Here is a 17668-nt window from a genome sequence, read left to right on the forward strand (position 1 = left end):
CCATGCTCCAGGAACCTTCCGATTCGCTGGTCAGATCGCTGTTCGTTCGCGCAGAGGCCGCGTCTCTCGCGCCGGTGCAGTCCCTTCTTCGGGATGCCGGCCTCCCCGAAACCGATCTTCGAGAAGAGCATATGGAAGCCTTCTTCGTGAGCCGCGCGGGAGACGAAGGGATTCTTGCCTGTGTCGGTCTGGAACGGTTCGGCGACACCGCCTTGCTTCGCTCTCTTGCGGTTCGCGCCGATGCACGCGGCCATGGCGTGGGCGATCAGGCCCTGAAGACCATGGAAGCCTTCGCTGCGTCGAAGGGTGTGAATCGCCTCTGCATCCTCACCACCACGGCAGAACCTTTCTTCGAAGCCCGAGGCTTCGAGCGATGCGACCGCACGGCGCTGCCGGCCTCCGTGCAGGCCAGCAGCGAATTCAAGAGCCTGTGCCCGGCCTCGGCCGTGTGCATGTTCAAAGAGATCAACCCCACCTCCTCTATCGAGAAACATCGTCATGGCTGACAAGACCTACAACGTGCTGTTCATCTGCACTGGAAACTCTGCGCGCTCCATCCTGGCCGAGGGCCTGCTGAACCATCTGGGCGAAGGGCGATTCAAGGCCTACTCGGCGGGCAGCCATCCCACGGGCAAGGTCAACGCCTATGCGTTGCTCACGCTGGAAAAGATGCACCTTCCTACCACTGGCTATCGCAGCAAGAACTGGGACGAGTTCGCGAAGTCGGATGCGCCGGCGATGGATTTCGTTCTGACCGTCTGCGACAAGGCTGCGGGCGAGGTCTGCCCGGTGTGGCCGGGTCAACCGATGACGGCGCACTGGGGCGTTGCCGACCCCGCGGCCTTTGAGGTGTCGGACGAAGCCACCGAACGTCAGTTCATGGACACGGCTCTCACGCTGAAGCGCCGGATCGAGTTGATGCTGGCTTTGCCTCTGGCTCGGCTCGACTCGATGGCCATCCAGCGCGAGATCCGCGACATCGGCAAGGTTCAAAAGGCCACGCAATGACGCTCAACGTACTCATCCTCTGCACCCACAATTCGGCCCGCAGCGTGCTGTCCGAAGGCATGCTCAACCACTGGGCCCAGAAGCTCGGTAAGGACGTGAAGGCGTTCAGCGCCGGCAGCGCGCCCAGCGGAAAGATCAACCCGTTCGCCATCGACGTGCTGCAGGCCGCCGGCGTGAACACCGAGGGCTTTCGCAGCAAGAGCTGGGACGAGTTCTCCACGCCGGTCATGCATGTGGTAATCACGGTCTGCGACAGCGCGGCGCAGGAAACCTGCCCGTACTGGCCTGGCACGCGTGTCAAAGTGCATTGGGGATATCCGGACCCATCGAATACCGAGGGTGGCGATGCCGCCAAACGACAGGCCTTCGAGCTCACGCGTCAGGCGATCTCCTATCGCATGCTGCAGCTGCTCGCTCTCGAAAACCCGGAAGCAATGAGCGACGCCGAGCTGCAAGAGCGGCTGACGCGCATCTCCGCGAACTGACACCATGAGCGCTGTCATTGAAAGTCCGCGCGTCAGCGCGGCCCCCATGAGCGTGTTCGAGCGCTACCTGACGGTGTGGGTGTTTCTCTGCATCGTCGTCGGCATTGCGCTCGGGCAACTGTTCCCGGCTGCCTTCCAGGCGGTGGGCCGTCTCGAGGTCGCCAAGGTCAACATCCCCGTGGGCGTACTGATCTGGGTGATGATCATCCCGATGCTGCTGCGCGTCGACTTCGCAGCCCTCGCGCAGGTGAAGAACCATTGGCGCGGCATCGGCGTGACGTTGTTCATTAACTGGGCGGTGAAGCCGTTCTCCATGGCCTTCCTCGCCTGGCTTTTCGTGCGCCATGTGTTCGCCGGCTCGCTGCCGGCCGACCAGCTCGACAGCTACGTGGCTGGGTTGATCCTGCTGGCGGCCGCGCCCTGCACGGCAATGGTCTTCGTATGGAGCCGCTTGACTGGCGGTGACCCCGTCTTCACGCTGTCACAGGTCGCTTTGAACGACGCCATCATGGTGTTCGCCTTCGCGCCCATCGTCGGCCTGCTGCTGGGCCTGTCGGCCATCACGGTGCCTTGGGACACGCTGATCACCTCCGTAGCGCTCTACATCGTGCTGCCGGTGATCTTCGCGCAGGTGCTTCGCAAGCAACTGCTCAAGGGCGGGCCCGCGGCCTTCGAGCGAGCCATGCATCGAATCGGGCCATGGTCGATTGCCGCGCTGCTGCTGACGCTCGTGCTGCTGTTCGCATTCCAGGGAGAGGCCATCATTAAGCAGCCATTGGTGATCGCGATGCTCGCGGTGCCGATCCTGATCCAGGTGGTGCTGAATTCCGGCCTGGCCTACTGGCTCAACCGCAAGCTCGGCGAGAAACACAACATCGCGTGCCCATCCGCGTTGATCGGCGCCTCCAACTTCTTCGAGCTAGCGGTGGCCGCCGCCATCAGCCTGTTCGGCTTCCACTCTGGCGCGGCGCTGGCCACTGTGGTCGGCGTGCTGATCGAGGTGCCGATCATGCTGGCTGTGGTGAAGGTGGTGAATTCGTCACGAGGTTGGTATGAGTCGTGAGCTTCCGAACGTAGATCCCGAGTTGTTTGAGAAGGCGGATCTGGATCTGCTGCTGCCGACGCAGCGTGCGACGCACGCTCCGCGCATCCTGTTGCTCTACGGCTCGGTTCGCGAGCGCTCCTACAGTCGCTTGCTGACCGAGGAGGCCGCACGGCTTCTTCGCGCGCTCGGTGCCGAGACGCGAATCTTCGATCCGCGAGGTCTGCCACTGCCGGACGCCGAGCCCGAAGACCATCCGAAGGTGCAGGAGCTGCGCGATCTCGCGCAGTGGGCCGAGGGCATGGTGTGGACCTCGCCCGAACGCCACGGCGCCATGACCGGCATCATGAAGGCGCAGATCGACTGGATACCGCTGGCCCTCGGCTCGGTGCGGCCCACGCAGGGCAAGACGCTCGCGGTGATGGAAGTGTCGGGCGGCTCGCAGTCCTTCAACGCGGTGAACCAACTGCGCGTGCTCGGCCGCTGGATGCGCATGATCACGATCCCCAACCAGTCGTCGGTGGCCAAGGCTTTTCTCGAGTTCGACGAGGCTGGCCGGATGAAGCCCTCGCCCTACTACGAGCGCGTGGTCGACGTGATGGAAGAGCTGGTGAAGTTCACGCTGCTCACGCGCGACTGCGCGGACTATCTCGTGGATCGCTACAGCGAGCGGCGTGAAAGCGCCGAGGCATTGTCGAAGCGGGTCAACCTGCGCAGCATCTGAGCGAGGCGAACCCAGGGTGCCAAGCAAGACCACGACGACGGTGATGCTGGGTGTGGCTCAGACCCTGGCGTGGGCCTCGTCGTATTACCTCCCCGCGGTGCTGGCTGGTGCCATCGGCAAGGACATCGGCATTTCCACGTCCACGGTCTTCGGTGCTTTCTCGGTGGCACTGCTCGTTGCCGCCTGCATTGGCCCCTACGCCGGCCGGCTCATAGACCGCTTGGGCGGACGCCCAGTGCTCATCGCCAGCAACGTGGTGTTTGCCGCGGGGTTGGCAGCGCTGAGCCAGGCCACGCATCCCACCCATGTATTCGCCGCTTGGGCGTTGATGGGCCTTGCCATGGGCAGCGGGCTCTACGAGGCTGCGTTCGCCACCGTGGTACGCCTGCACGGCCAGGATGCGCGACGAGCCATCACCGGCATCACGCTGTTCGCAGGCTTTGCGAGCACCGTGGGGTGGCCGCTGTCCGCGTATCTGGAAAGCACCGTGGGCTGGCGCGGGGCGTGTCTTGCATGGGCGGCATTGCATCTGGTGGTCGGCCTTCCGCTCAATGTGCTGCTGCCACGCGTTGCCCGGACCGAGCAGGCTTCGAAGGACGCAACTGTCGCTAGCAAGAGCTATGGCGCTGGTCTTGCGTCAGCGCAGCAGCGCCGCGCCGCTTGCCTGATGGCCTACGTCTTTGCCGTCACCTGGTTCATCAGTACGGCAATGGCCGCGCATCTGCCAGAACTGTTGCTCGCCAGTGGTGCCACGCTGGCTGCGGCAGTTGGCATCGCCGCCTTGGTCGGCCCAGCTCAGGTGGCGGGACGAGTGATCGAGTTCACTTTTCTCAAGCGCGCGCATCCGCTTTTGTCGGCCCGGTTGGCCACGCTGGCTCACCCGCTGGGCGCTCTCTTCCTCGGCCTGCTCGGCACTTCGGCCGCCGGTGCCTTCGCAGTGCTGCACGGCTTGGGAAATGGCATCCTCACCATCGCTATCGGGACCCTTCCACTGCTGATCTTTGGTGCCGAGGGCTACGGGCAGCGCCAGGGATTCCTGATGGTGCCGGCGCGTATCGTGCAGGCGGGCGCGCCGTTCCTGTTCGGTATGACTGTGGAACGATGGGGAGATGGCGCGTTGTGGTTCTCCGCCGTGCTCGGCCTTTCCGCGTGCCTTGCGTTGACTGCCATGACAGTCGACATGAAAGCGTCTGCTCGGGGCTGAGAATTCGATCAGACTGGCCCAAGCGCCTCCAATCAAGATGTCTTGCGCAGCAGTCGCAGCCCATTGAAGACCACGACAAGGCTTCCTCCCATGTCGGCAAAAACGGCCATCCATAGCGTCGCCTGCCCGGTGATCGCGAGCGTCAGGAACACCACCTTGATGCCGAGCGCAAAGGCGATGTTCTGCCAAAGCACGGCCTTGGTTGCCTGCGACAGCCGCACGAATTCGGCCAGCTTGCGCGGATCGTCATCCATCAGGGCGACGTCCGCGGTTTCAATGGCCGTGTCCGTGCCAGCAGCACCCATGGCGAAGCCGATGCTGGACTTCGCAAGCGCCGGCGCGTCGTTGATGCCATCCCCGACCATGCCCACCACCGTCTTGCCGGCGGCCAGCGTCTCGATGGCCTTGAGCTTGTCTTCCGGCAGCAACTCGCTGCGAACGTCGTCGATGCCGACCTGCCGTGCGATAGCTTCGGCCGTATGGCGGTTGTCGCCGGTGAGCATCACTGGCCGGATGCCCAGCCGCTTCAGTTGCGCCACAGCCTCAGCGCTCTCGGGACGGACCTGATCGGCAATGGCGAAGATGCCTACCGCCGTTCGATCCCGCACCAGCACGACAACGGTCTTGCCTTCTTCCTCCAGCGCATCCAGCTTCGCTTCGAGTTCGGGTGTGCAAGCGCCCGACTCTTCCAACAATCGATGGTTGCCCAACCGATAGCGCATGTTGGCAATGACGCCTTCGATGCCTCGGCCTTGCAATGCGGCGAAGCCCGCAACCTCCGCGCGGGCGGCTCCGCCGATGCTCCGCCCAGCGATCGCCTTTGACACGGGGTGGTCACTTCGAGCCGCCAGCGCGCCCGCCAGTTGAAGAACCTCCTCCTCAGTGCCTTGCAAGGCAATGACATCGGTCACCGCAGGCTTGCCCTGCGTCAGCGTTCCGGTTTTGTCGAGTGCAAGGACGCTCAGTCTGTGGCCTTGTTCGAGGTACAGCCCGCCCTTGATGAGGATGCCGCGACGGGCGGCGGCGGTCAGCCCCGACACCACGGAGATCGGGGTCGACAACACCAGCGCACACGGGCAGGCAATCACCAGCAGCACCAGCGCGCGGTAGATCCATGTGAACCAATCCGCACCGTTCGCCAGCGGAGGCACCACGGCGACCGCGATGGCGACGGCAAACACCGCCGGTGTGTAGTACCTGGCAAAGGCATCCACGAAACGTTGCGTGGGTGCGCGCGTGCTCTGGGCCTCCTGAACCGCTCGGATGATCCGGGCCAGCGTCGAATCGTTGGCCTCGGCGGTGACGCGACACTGCAGTTCGCCGTTCTGGTTGATGGTGCCGGCAAACAGCGGGTCTGCGGCCTCCTTGTCGACCGGCACGCTTTCGCCAGTGATGGCGGCCTGGTCGACGGCTGAAGAGCCCGAGACGACCGTGCCATCCAACGCAATGCGCTCGCCCGGGCGAATGCGAACCAGCGCGCCAGTCCTGACCGTCGCGGCAGGCACTTCTCGCCACTCGCTTCCGACCTGCACCGTGGCTGTTTCTGGGGCCATGGACATCAGGCCCTCGACGGCGCGCCGCGCACGATCGAGCGATTTGTCCTCGATCATTTCCGCGATGGCGAAGAGCACCATGACCATGGCCGCCTCGGGCCACTGGCCCAGAACGGCGGCGCCAGTGACGGCCACCGACATCAAGGCATTGATATTCAGATTGAAGCGGCGCAGAGCCAGCAAACCCTTGCGGTAGGTCGGCAGGCCGGCCAGGCCGATGGCAGCAATCGCCAGTGCAATCGCGCCGACCGAGTGATCGCCAAAGGCCAGCGCGACGCCCTCGGCCGCCAGCGCGAGCACGCCGCCGACGATGAGCTTCCAGTGGCTTTCCTTTGCGGGCAGCGCCCGAGCCGGAGCCAGTGCGGCCTGCTCGACGGCAACGTCGGCCGCAGGCGCCTCGGGTTGGCTGTCGGCTTGCGGCGCCGCAGGCGGTGCGTTGACCGTCCGGATGGCAATCGACCCCAGCCCTCGGCCGCGGGCTTGCGCGCTCGGCGCGCCGCTCAGGCGGACCTCAAAACCGGAGCGCGCTGCCGCCGTAACGAGTTCGCTGTCGGGGACGGTCTGGTGCTCGATGCGCACCAGCCTGCGGATGTAGTCAGGCGAAATCTCGCTAACGCCAGAGATGCGGCGCAGCTCTTTTTCGACCATGCCGAATTCGGCAGCACAGCACATGCTGGGCACCGCCAGCAAAGTGGTTGTCTTCGTGCGCGCGACCGGTGCGACGGCCACGGCCGCCTCCGTCTGGCACCCGGCGGGGCCACAGCAATCCCCACCTTCAGTGATCAAGGTCTCTTTCATGGCGTCATTACAAACCCTGGAGCCGCTACAGAGTCAACCGACGAGGAAAAGCCCATGGAGGGCCCGATCCGCTACAAACGCAGCATGAGCACCTTCTTTCACCGCGGCGTCGGCGCTGCTCTTGGCGCCGCAGCACTCTTTGGCGCTGGCACACCTTTCGCGAAACTGCTGCTGGCGCACGCCAGCCCTTGGTTGCTCGCCGGCGTGCTCTACCTGGGATCGGGTGTCGGGCTGCTGATCTGGCGGCTTGCATCGCGCGCGCCAGCCGTGCGGCTTGAGCGCGCCGAAGCGGGCTGGCTTGCCGGTGCCGTGATCGCAGGCGGCATGCTGGGGCCGTTGCTGCTCATGACGGGCCTCGCCGGCATGGCGGCCGCCGATGCCTCTCTGCTGCTCAACGCCGAGGGGGTGCTGACCGCATTGATCGCCTGGTTCGCCTTCAAGGAGAACTTTGATCGCCGCATTGCCCTGGGCATGCTAGCCATCGTCGCCGGAGCCATGGTCCTCAGTTGGCCCAGCGAAGCGCGTGCTGGCGCCCTGTGGCCGTCGCTGGCCGTGCTCGGTGCCTGCCTTGCCTGGGCCTTGGACAACAACCTGACGCGCAAGGTGTCAGTGACCGACGCCTCTTTCATCGCCATGACCAAAGGACTGGTGGCGGGTGCTACCAACCTTGCGCTCGCGGTGGCCACCGGGGCCAGTTGGCCTTCTGCCACCGTTCTGGCGGGCGCTGGCGTCCTGGGCCTGCTGAGCTATGGCACGAGCCTGGTCCTGTTCGTGATCGCACTGCGACATCTCGGCACCGCGCGGACCGGTGCGTATTTCTCGGTGGCGCCGTTCTTCGGCGCCGTTGTGGCGATCGGGCTTCTGGGCGAGCCATTCACCCTTCAACTCGCGTTGGCCGGCGTGCTGATGGCGATTGGCGTCTGGCTTCATCTGACCGAAAGCCATGGGCACCTGCATGTGCATGAGCCGTTGGAACACGCCCATGAGCACGAGCACGATGCGCACCACCAGCACACGCATGCCGACGGCACACCGGCTGCGGCGAAGCACACGCACTGGCATCGGCATGAACCCGTGGCGCACGCCCATTCGCACTACCCCGATGTTCATCATCGGCACACGCACTGAGAGAGGCTGATGCTGCGGCGACGAGAGCCTAAATGTGCAGGGGCGTTGCTACCTGTTACCCCTTCATCGCAACAACCCTATTGGCAACGGTCCTCGGACGCCCATTGCTAAACTCCGGCCGCCATGCGCTGCATCCTGCTTTTCTTGCTGATTGCACTTCTGCCGTTTCACTCGGCCTGGAGTGCAGCGGCCGCATTCTGCGAGCACGAAGACGCAGGTGCATCTGCGCATTTCGGCCATCACGAAGGCCATCACCCGCATGCCTCGCAGAGTCACGCTGCGGACGAGGTGTCGTCCGCGGCCGACGAAGGCACGGCCAACGCCGGTAACGGGGACCACCATCATTTTCTGGGCGCCAATCCTGTGCCCTCCATGCCCAAGTTGCCCGCCCCCATGTTCGCGGGCGGTCGAGAACCCGCGGAACGCACGGGTTTCTATCCCAGCACCCTGATCTCTGCGCTCGAACGCCCTCCCAAGAGCCTTGCCGAAGTCCTTCGGCGAGGTCAGTTCGAGTGCGCGTAGCCCTTTCTCGATAGAGCAGGAAAACCAACGCAGCCCGAGCCTCGCCGAATTCCTCCATTCAGTGTTCAGCGGAGAATTCGATGCGCAGGTTTTTGTTGCCGCTCATGGCGGCGGTTCTCGTGGTGCGCGTGGCGTCAGCCCAAGGCACGTCACCCCCTTCCAATTCATTGCCCCCCACGGCGATACCCGGCACGCCCGAGTCTTCGTCGCTGTCGGTACGCCAAGCCGTGGAGTTGGCCTTGGCACACAACCCCGAGCTGGCTGCCGCCAGCACGGAAGTCGAAGCGACGGGCGGCGCCCGCCTCCAGGCACAGGCACGGCCCAATCCCGAGGTCGCGTTCCTGCTGGAGGACACGCGGCGCGAAACCCGCACGACCACGCTGCAGATCAACCAGCCGATCGAACTGGGCGGCAAGCGCGACGCTCGCATCGCAGCGGCCGACCGAGCGACGGACTTGGCGCGGTCCGATCTGGACGCACGTCGCCATGCGGTTCGCGCAGCGGTCGTCACGGCCTTCTTCGATCTGCTGGCCATCCAGGAACGCGCGCGCGTGGCCGAGGCGTCGCTCGCGCTGACGCAGCGCTCGTCGCGGGCGGCCGCACAGCGTGTGCAGGCCGGCAAGGTCTCTCCAGTCGAGGAAACCAAGGCACGCGTGGCCGAAGCCAGCGCGAGGATCGAACTGGCGCAGGTGCGCGGAGAAGAAGTCGGCGCACGCGCGCGCCTAAACAACGCCATGGGACAACCGCAGGGAAACCATACCCTTGACGGAACGCTGACCGATCTGCCTGCGCTGATGTCGGAAAGCACCTTGCGCGCACAGCTGAACAGCGCGCCCGCGCTTCGCCGCGCCGAACTGGAGGTCGAGCGACGCAAGGCCATGACGGCCCTTGAAAACGCTCGCCGGGTGTCTGACGTCACGGTCAGCCTGGGGGCCAAGCGTGACCAGGAGGTGGGCCGCAACCAGGCGGTCATCGGCCTCTCCATTCCGCTGCCCTTGTTCGACCGCAACCAGGGCAATGTGCTCGAGGCGCTGAAGCGCGAAGACAAGGCGCGCGACGAGCTGCTCGCGGCCAGGCTGCAAATCGAAAGCGAAGCGATCCAGGCGCGCGAGCGGCTGGCGGTATCGCGCGCTGAGGCGCAATCCCTGGCCGCCGATGTCCTGCCAGGCGCGCAGAGTGCCTTCGACGCGGCAACCAAGGGGTTCGAGCTGGGCAAGTTCAGCTTTCTGGAGGCCCTCGACGCCCAGCGCACCCTGCTGCAGGCGCGCACCCAGTATCTGCGCGCACTCGCCGAAGCACACCGCGCGAGCGCAGACCTCAACCGCATGCTCGGCGCCGACGGCCTGTCGGGCGCTCAATGAAACACGGAAGACTCCCATGAAATCCCCCGAACCCAAAAAGCAGCGTCTCGCCATCGGCGCGGTGGTGATCCTCACCGTCGTACTGGGTGCATTCATTCTTGGCAACAAGAAGACCACGTCCGGTGCCGACGAACACGGTCACGGCCACGAAGAAACCGCGGCCAGCGACCACAAGGATGAGCACAAAGACGAACACGGGCATGACAGCGGCAAAGCCAAAGAACCCGCAAAGGGTCCGCACGGCGGCAAACTGCTGAAGGACGGCGACTATGCCGTCGAGGTCACGATCTTCGAGACCGGCGTCGAACCCCAGTTCAGGCTCTATACCTATCTGGACGGCAAGCCGCTGGACCCGGCCCAAAGCCAAGTCCAGTTGACGCTCGAACGGCTGGGGCAGGCGCCTCAACCCTTCAGCTTCCGCAAGGAAGGCGACTACCTGCAAGGCGACTCCATCGTGTCGGAGCCGCATTCGTTCAAAGTCGACGTGAAGGCGGCGCACGCGGGCAAGACGCACCAGTTCGGCTACGAGCAGATCGAAGCCCGGGTGACCATGACCGATGCCCAGCTGAAATCGGCCGGCGTCGAACTCGCAACCGCAGGGCCCGCCAAGATCGGCACCACCCTCCGGCTCCTGGGCGAAGTCAAATACAACAGCGACCGCACGGTTCAGGTGGTTCCCCGGGTCGCAGGCCTGGTGGAAGAGGTCTTCGCGAGCGCCGGAGACAACGTGCGCAAAGGGCAGGTGCTCGCGGTACTGAGCAGCCAGGGGCTGTCCGACCAGCGGGCAGAACTGCTGGCTGCGCAGCGCCGCCTGGCCCTGGCGCGCACGACCTACGAGCGCGAACGCAAGCTGTGGGAAGAAAAGATCTCGCCCGAGCAGGACATGCTGCAAGCCCGCACGGCGATGGAGGAGTCCACCATTGCCGTCCAGAGCGCGCAGGGCAAGCTCTCGACGCTGGGCGGCACACCGGGCTCCGGCAGCCTGACCCGCTATGAGTTGCGCTCACCGATCGACGGGGTGGTCACCGAGAAGCGGCTGTCACTTGGCGAGACCGTCAAGGAAGACAGCGCGGTCTTCACTGTGTCCGATCTGAAGTCGGTCTGGGTGGAGGCGCCCGTGCCCACGCAGGAGTTGGGCAGCATCGCCACCGGACAGCCGGTCATCGTGCGGGCCAACGCCTTCGAGGCACAAGCCGAGGCCAAGATCAACTACATCAGTGCGCTGGTCGGCGAGCAGACGCGCAGCGCCATCGCGCGCATCACCCTGGCCAATCCCAAGGGCATCTGGCGCCCGGGCCTTCCGGTGTCGGTCGATGTGGTGATCGAAGAGAAGGACGTACCCGTCGCAGTCGCAGCTGAGGCCGTGCAGGACCTGCGCGACTGGAAGGTGGTGTTCGGCCGGTACGGCACGAGCCTCGAAGCCAGACCACTGGAACTGGGCCGTAGCGACGGCAAGCACATCGAGGTGCGCGAGGGCCTTCGCGCTGGCGAGCGCTACGCAGGCACGAACAGCTTCGTCGTCAAGGCCGAGTTGGGCAAGGCTGGCGCGAGCCACGACCACTGAACCGGGAGCCAACCATGAAACAGATCACTGCCGTCATCCGTCCCCACCGCCTCGAAGCCGTCGAAGCCGCGCTCCACGGGTTGCCGCATCTGCCGGGCTTCACGCTCTTCCCGTCGCAGGGTCATCCGCGTGGGCACGGTCAAGACCATCACTTCGCCAACGATGAATGGAAGCCGGACTCGCATCAGCAAACGGTGCTGATGGTGTTCTGCGCCGACGCCGATGCCCAAAGCATCGTCGAGGCCATCACGAAAGCGGCTCATACGGGACACCACGGCGACGGCATCGTCGGAGTGAGTGAACTCACCGATGTCGTGCGCATCCGCACGGGCGAACGCGGCGACGCCGCGCTCTGAGGCACGACACCATGTTCGAACGCATCATCCGCTTCGCCATCGACCAGCGATGGCTCGTCATGCTCGCCGTGCTGGGCATGGTCGGGCTCGGCATCTTCAGCTACCAGAAGCTGCCGATCGACGCCGTGCCCGACATCACCAACGTCCAGGTCCAGATCAACACCGAGGCACCCGGCTATTCGCCATTGGAGGCCGAGCAGCGCGTCACTTTCCCGATCGAGACCGCCATGGCCGGCCTGCCCAAGCTCGAGCAGACGCGCTCGATCTCGCGCTATGGCCTGTCGCAAGTGACGGTGATCTTCAAGGAAGGCACCGACATCTACTTCGCCCGGCAACTGGTCGGCGAACGCATCCAGGAAGCCAAGGGCAAACTGCCTGGCGGACTGACGCCGAGCCTGGGGCCGATCGCGACGGGCCTGGGCGAGATCTACATGTGGACGGTAGAGGCCGAGCCCGGCGCCCGAAAGCCCGATGGCAGTGCCTACACGCCCATGGACCTGCGCGAGATCCAGGACTGGGTAGTCAAGCCGCAGCTGCGCACCGTGCCCGGCGTGACCGAGATCAACACCATCGGCGGCTACGCCAAGGAGTTCCAGGTCGCGCCATTGCCAGACCGACTCGTGGCGCACGGCCTGGCGATCTCCGATCTCGTGACCGCACTGGAACGCAACAACGCCAACGTCGGCGCCGGCTACATCGAACGCCGCGGCGAGCAGCACCTGATCCGCTCGCCGGGCCAGGTCGGCACGGTCGAAGACATCGGCAACATCGTCGTTGCCACCGTCAAGGGCGTGCCGGTGCGCATCCGCGATGTCGCCGAGGTCGGCCTGGGCAAGGAACTTCGCACCGGCGCCGCAACAGAGAACGGCCAGGAAGTGGTGCTGGGCACTGTCTTCATGCTGATCGGCGAGAACAGCCGCGACGTGTCAAGCGCCGTCGACAAGCGCCTGGCGGCGATCAACACGAGCTTGCCCAAAGGCGTCATCGCAAAGACGGTCTATGACCGGACCGTTCTCGTCGACAAGGCGATCTCCACCGTCAAGAAGAACCTGATCGAAGGTGCGCTGCTGGTCATCGCGATCCTCTTCCTGTTTCTTGGCAACATTCGCGCCGCCATCATCACCGCGACGGTGATCCCACTGGCGATGCTGTTCACGTTCACCGGCATGGTGAGCAACAAGGTCAGCGCCAACCTGATGAGCCTGGGCGCGCTGGACTTCGGGATCATCATCGACGGCGCCGTCGTCATCGTGGAGAACTGCATCCGGCGGCTGTCTCATGCGCAGGCCACCCTCGGCCGGACGCTGACGCGCAACGAGCGTTTCCACGAAGTGTTTGCGGCGTCCAAGGAGTCGCGCCGCGCGCTGATGTTCGGCCAGCTCATCATCATGGTCGTGTACCTGCCGATCTTCGCGCTGACCGGTGTGGAAGGAAAAATGTTCCACCCGATGGCATTCACGGTGGTCACGGCGCTGCTGGGCGCCATGGTCCTGTCGGTCACCTTCGTGCCGGCGGCCGTTGCGCTGTTCATCACCGGCAAGGTCAGCGAGAAGGAGAACCGGGTGATGCGATGGGCCAAGCGCGGATATGCCCCGTCGTTCGACTGGGCCATGGCGCGCAAGCCACTCGTGCTCACCGTCGCCGCAGCCTGCGTTCTTCTGTCGGGCTTGCTCTCCACGCGCATGGGCAGCGAGTTCATCCCCAGTCTCGACGAAGGCGACATTGCGCTGCATGCGCTGCGCATCCCCGGCACGAGCCTGACGCAAGCCATTGACATGCAGACGCAGCTCGAAAAGGTGATCAAGAGCTTCCCCGAGGTCGACGCGGTGTTTGCGAAGCTCGGCACGGCCGAGATCGCGACCGACCCGATGCCACCCAATGTCGCGGACAACTTCGTGATGCTGAAGCCGCGGGATCAATGGCCTGATCCTGGCCGCAGCAAGGCCGACCTGGTGGCGGCCCTGCAGGAGGCCGTCGGCAAGGTGCCGGGCAACAACTACGAGTTCACGCAGCCGATCCAGATGCGATTCAACGAGCTGATCTCCGGCGTGCGCAGCGATGTAGCGGTCAAGGTGTTCGGTGACAGCATGGATGAAATGAACGAGAGCGCCGAGCGCATCTCGCGCGTGCTCGAAGGCATTCCAGGTGCTGCCGACGTCAAGGTCGAGCAGACCACGGGCCTGCCGATGCTGACGCTGAAGATCGATCGCGAGAAGGCAGCGAGGCTTGGCTTGAATGTCGCGGACATTCAGGAGAACGTCTCCGCGGCGCTCGGGGGACAGGAAGCCGGCGCCGTCTTCGAGGGCGATCGCCGCTTCGACATCCTCGTGCGCCTGCCGGATGGCGTGCGCGGTGACATCGAGGCCATCAAGCGGCTGCCCGTGCGCCTCCCCGCAGGCGACAGCGGCGCGGCACGCGGATTCGTGCGGCTGGCCGACGTCGCGACGATCGTTTCGGCCCCCGGCCCGAACCAGATCAGCCGCGAGGACGGCAAGCGGCGAGTCGTCGTGACGGCCAACGTCCGGGGACGGGACATCGGCAGCTTCGTCACCGAAGCGCAGCAGAAGATCCGCGAGCAGGTACAGGTTCCCAGCGGCTACTGGACCCAGTGGGGCGGTACCTTCGAACAGCTGCAGTCGGCCAGCAAGCGTCTGCAGATCGTCGTGCCGGTGGCGCTCTTGCTGGTGTTCACGCTGCTGTTCGTGATGTTCGGCAATGCGAAGGACGGGCTGCTGGTCTTCACCGGTGTGCCGTTCGCGCTGACGGGCGGTGTGCTCGCGCTGTGGCTTCGCGACATTCCCTTGTCGCTCTCTGCGGGCGTCGGCTTCATTGCGCTCTCGGGCGTGGCCGTGCTGAATGGCCTGGTGATGCTTTCCTACATCCGCAGCTTGCGCGAAGACGGCATGCCGCTGGACGATGCCATCCGCGAAGGCGCGCTGACGCGCTTGCGGCCCGTGCTGATGACGGCGCTGGTGGCATCTCTCGGCTTCGTGCCGATGGCGATTGCGGTCGGCACTGGCGCCGAAGTGCAGCGGCCGCTGGCGACCGTGGTGATCGGCGGCATCCTGTCGTCGACCGTGCTGACGCTTCTGGTTCTGCCGATTCTTTACCGGCTTGCGCATGGGCGAGACGCCAAGCTGCGCGAAAATCCGCAAGAGGCAAAGGCTGAAGGGCCGATGTCGCCAGTACAGATCGCCGGCGCGTAGTGCAGAGTCATTTGAAAGCGCCGCGCGATCGATCCGCCGAATGCATGCCGGGCCCGACAGGGCCGACATGCGAATCAGATGATCGACCCCATGATTTCCACGTCGCCGGCCCCTGAAAACATCGCCACACCTGCACTGCCTCCCGGCAGCGCATGGCAGGTGTTTTTGGCCTTTCTGAAGCTCGGCCTGACCTCCTTCGGTGGACCGGTCGCTCACTTGGGCTACTTCCGCAGCGAGTTCGTCGAACGCCGCCGGTGGCTGGACGACCGGACGTACTCCGACCTGGTGGCGCTGTGCCAATTCCTGCCCGGTCCGGCGAGCAGCCAGGTTGGCATGGCGCTCGGGATGGGACGTGCGGGATGGTGGGGAGCGCTGGCCGCGTGGATCGGTTTCACGCTGCCGTCCGCACTGGCCCTGATTCTCTTTGCCTACGGCGTTGCCGAGTACCGCGGGCTCGCGGATTCGGGCTGGGTGCATGGCCTCAAGGTGGTGGCCGTGGCGGTGGTGGCGCAGGCGGTGTGGGGGATGGCCAAGTCCTTGTGCCCCGACCGCCCAAGGGCCGGCTTGGCCATTCTGGCGGCACTGCTGACCCTCGTACTTCCCTCGGCCGCGGGGCAGGTTGCGGCCATTGTGATCTCCGCGTTGCTTGGCCGCTGGTTGCTCAAACTGCCCAGCCAGGGCACCGTGCAACCACATGACTACCGGATCTCGCGGAAGGTCGGCGTTGCGGCGCTGGTGCTGTTTGCGCTTCTGTTGATCGGGCTGCCTTTGTGGGCAACAGCCACCGGCTCGCAGACGGTGACCCTCCTGGACGGGTTCTTCCGGTCTGGCGCACTGGTGTTCGGCGGTGGCCATGTGGTGCTGCCGCTGCTGCAGGCCACCGTGGTGCCATCGGGCGCGGTGAGCAACGCCGATTTCCTGGCTGGTTACGGCGCGGCACAGGCCGTTCCCGGGCCGCTGTTCACTTTCGCAGCGTATCTCGGCACGGTCGCCACCGGGCCGCTCCACGGATAGATTGGCGGACTGGTCTTCCTTGTCGCCGTCTTCCTGCCCGCTTTCTTGCTGCTCGTCGGAGCTCTGCCTTTCTGGGAGAGTCTGCGCCGGCGCGCATCCGTTCAGGTGACCATGGCCGGCGTCAACGCAGGCGTGGTCGGCATCCTCGGTGCTGCACTCTACGATCCGGTCTGGACGAGTGCCATTCACAACAAGGCGGATTTCGGCCTCGCGCTCGCAGCGTTCGGCTTGCTTGTCTATGCTCGAATTTCACCGGTGGTCGTCGTGCTGCTGGCCGCACTGGCGGGCTGGGCCATGACCATCTAACCTTTTTGGACGGGACCATGAACGTGAAGTCGCATTGGGAAACTGTCTACGGCACAAAATCCGCGGAGTCGGTCAGCTGGTATGCGCCGCACCTGGTGCGGTCGCTCCAGTACGTGAAAAAGGCGGTGCCAGACAAGGAGGCCGCCATCATCGATGTGGGTGGTGGAGAGTCGACCCTGGTCGACGATCTGTTGACGGACGGCTACGCCAACCTGACCGTGCTGGACGTTTCTGCGACAGCTTTGAATGTCACGGTGCAGCGGCTCGGCCAACGGGCCGCGAATGTTGTCTGGAAAGCCGCTGATGTACTGGAGGCCGAGTTTGCTGCAAGCTCATTCGACGTCTGGCATGACCGAGCAGTGTTCCATTTCCTCACCACCGACGCGCAGCGGGAGCGGTACGTGGCTCAGGTGCTTCACGCGCTCAAGCCTGGTGGCTTCGCCATCGTTGGTGCATTCGGGCCACAGGGGCCGGAACAATGCAGCGGTCTGCCCGTGACCCGCTACGCGTCCAACGAATTGCACGCCCGGTTCGGTGTGCCGTTCGAACTTGTCGAGAGCAGCACCGAAGTGCACACCACCCCTTGGGGGGCGCCACAACAGTTCGTCTACTGCTTCTGTCGGCGGCACGCGCAGTAGCAAATCCGACTGGACCAACTCGAACCAGGTCGTTGCCGACCGCCCGTGGCGGCGTCCGGCCTCCCGGGCTAGACGGTTGGCCTGGGACCGAACATGATGATCGCCATGCCGACGAGGCTCACCGCGACGCCAACCAAATCGGTTGTGGTCGGCCGAATGCCGTCCACCGACCAGAGCCACAGGATGGCCACGCCGATGTAGACGCCGCCGTAGGCAGCGTAGACACGGCCGGCTACCGCCGGGTGAAGCGAAAGCAGCCAGGCAAAGAGCGCCAAGGCAATCCCCGCAGGCACGAGTAGCCAGGCAGAGCGATCCTGCTTCAGCCAGAGATAGGGCAGATAGCAGCCGACGATTTCCGCCAGCGCCGTGACGATGAAGAGAGAGAGGGTCTTGAGCGCTTCCATTCGATGATTCTCTTTGAGCCGCAGGTCGGGCCACGCCACAAACCGCTCATCCGAAAGGACAAAGGTTCTTCTTGCCTCTCAAGCTACTTGAGGTCCTATGGTGCGCATGTGAGCGACGCGTCCCACGCTACATCAAAGACCTATGACGACGAAAAAATGGCAGGTGGTACTTGGACTGGGCGTCGCATGCGCTGTGTGTTGCGCTGCGCCAATCGCAGCGGGCATCGCGGCGCTCTTCGCTGGCGGCGCGGGTGCCTGGCTGGCCTACGCCGGCGGGATTGTTCCGCTGGCAGTGGTTGCGGTCAGTGCGTTGGTTGGTGCTGCAGCGATATGGCAATGGCGGCGGCGAGTACGT

At 64.8% G+C, this 17668-nt stretch carries 15 protein-coding genes and 1 pseudogene; 14 read left to right on the forward strand and 2 right to left on the reverse strand.

Features of this window, described 5'->3' with window-relative positions; all coding sequences use genetic code 11:
- Positions 1-2 precede the first annotated feature (2 nt).
- The 6 genes from arsN2 to AC07XP_RS04580 are packed head-to-tail and all read left to right on the forward strand — an operon-like array spanning position 3 to position 4463.
- Positions 3-506, forward strand: coding sequence for an arsenic resistance N-acetyltransferase ArsN2 (arsN2, locus tag AC07XP_RS04555; RefSeq protein ID WP_495263946.1), 504 nt, complete (start codon positions 3-5; stop codon positions 504-506).
- Positions 499-1008 (forward strand): arsenate reductase ArsC, encoded by a 510-nt coding sequence (locus AC07XP_RS04560; protein WP_495263947.1) that lies wholly within the window; start codon positions 499-501, stop codon positions 1006-1008. Before arsN2 ends, AC07XP_RS04560 begins: the two co-directional genes overlap by 8 nt.
- Positions 1005-1493, forward strand: coding sequence for an arsenate reductase ArsC (locus AC07XP_RS04565; protein ID WP_495263948.1), 489 nt, complete (start codon positions 1005-1007; stop codon positions 1491-1493). Before AC07XP_RS04560 ends, AC07XP_RS04565 begins: the two co-directional genes overlap by 4 nt.
- A gap of 4 nt (positions 1494-1497) precedes the next feature.
- Positions 1498-2556, forward strand: a complete 1059-nt coding sequence (arsB, locus tag AC07XP_RS04570) for an ACR3 family arsenite efflux transporter (protein WP_495263949.1) — start codon at positions 1498-1500, stop codon at positions 2554-2556.
- Positions 2546-3259, forward strand: coding sequence for an arsenical resistance protein ArsH (gene arsH / locus AC07XP_RS04575; protein ID WP_495263950.1), 714 nt, complete (start codon positions 2546-2548; stop codon positions 3257-3259). Before arsB ends, arsH begins: the two co-directional genes overlap by 11 nt.
- Positions 3260-3275: 16 nt before the next feature.
- A complete protein-coding gene (locus AC07XP_RS04580; protein ID WP_495263951.1) occupies positions 3276-4463 on the forward strand; it encodes an MFS transporter in 1188 nt (395 codons plus the stop codon).
- A 32-nt stretch (positions 4464-4495) separates the two neighbouring features.
- Here the strand turns inward: AC07XP_RS04580 and AC07XP_RS04585 are convergent, their stop codons facing one another.
- Positions 4496-6745, reverse strand: coding sequence for a heavy metal translocating P-type ATPase (locus tag AC07XP_RS04585; protein ID WP_495263952.1), 2250 nt, complete (start codon positions 6743-6745; stop codon positions 4496-4498).
- A 123-nt stretch (positions 6746-6868) separates the two neighbouring features.
- On the opposite strand from AC07XP_RS04585, the gene AC07XP_RS04590 reads away from it, so the two are divergent.
- From AC07XP_RS04590 to AC07XP_RS04625, 8 genes and pseudogenes are all read left to right on the forward strand, one after another.
- Positions 6869-7942: a DMT family transporter gene (locus tag AC07XP_RS04590; RefSeq protein WP_495263953.1), complete on the forward strand. Its 1074-nt coding sequence runs from the start codon at positions 6869-6871 to the stop codon at positions 7940-7942.
- Between the two features lie 123 nt (positions 7943-8065).
- Positions 8066-8464, forward strand: coding sequence for a hypothetical protein (locus AC07XP_RS04595; protein ID WP_495263954.1), 399 nt, complete (start codon positions 8066-8068; stop codon positions 8462-8464).
- Between the two features lie 239 nt (positions 8465-8703).
- Complete coding sequence (locus AC07XP_RS04600) at positions 8704-9825, forward strand: TolC family protein (protein ID WP_495263955.1); 1122 nt, start codon at positions 8704-8706, stop codon at positions 9823-9825.
- A gap of 16 nt (positions 9826-9841) precedes the next feature.
- Complete coding sequence (locus AC07XP_RS04605; protein WP_495263956.1) at positions 9842-11389, forward strand: efflux RND transporter periplasmic adaptor subunit; 1548 nt, start codon at positions 9842-9844, stop codon at positions 11387-11389.
- Between the two features lie 14 nt (positions 11390-11403).
- Positions 11404-11745: a P-II family nitrogen regulator gene (locus AC07XP_RS04610; RefSeq protein WP_495263957.1), complete on the forward strand. Its 342-nt coding sequence runs from the start codon at positions 11404-11406 to the stop codon at positions 11743-11745.
- 11 nt (positions 11746-11756) lie between these two features.
- On the forward strand, positions 11757-14951 hold the full coding sequence (locus AC07XP_RS04615) for an efflux RND transporter permease subunit (protein WP_495263958.1): 3195 nt from the start codon (positions 11757-11759) through the stop codon (positions 14949-14951).
- Positions 14952-15041: 90 nt separating this feature from the next.
- Positions 15042-16271: pseudogene (gene chrA, locus AC07XP_RS04620) on the forward strand (chromate efflux transporter).
- Positions 16272-16288: 17 nt separating this feature from the next.
- Complete coding sequence (locus AC07XP_RS04625; protein WP_495263959.1) at positions 16289-16909, forward strand: class I SAM-dependent methyltransferase; 621 nt, start codon at positions 16289-16291, stop codon at positions 16907-16909.
- 68 nt (positions 16910-16977) lie between these two features.
- On the opposite strand, the gene AC07XP_RS04630 is transcribed toward AC07XP_RS04625, so the two are convergent.
- A complete protein-coding gene (locus tag AC07XP_RS04630) occupies positions 16978-17313 on the reverse strand; it encodes a YnfA family protein (protein WP_495263960.1) in 336 nt (111 codons plus the stop codon).
- Positions 17314-17668 lie beyond the last annotated feature (355 nt).

This window comes from Variovorax sp. GW531-E2 (assembly GCF_059423125.1).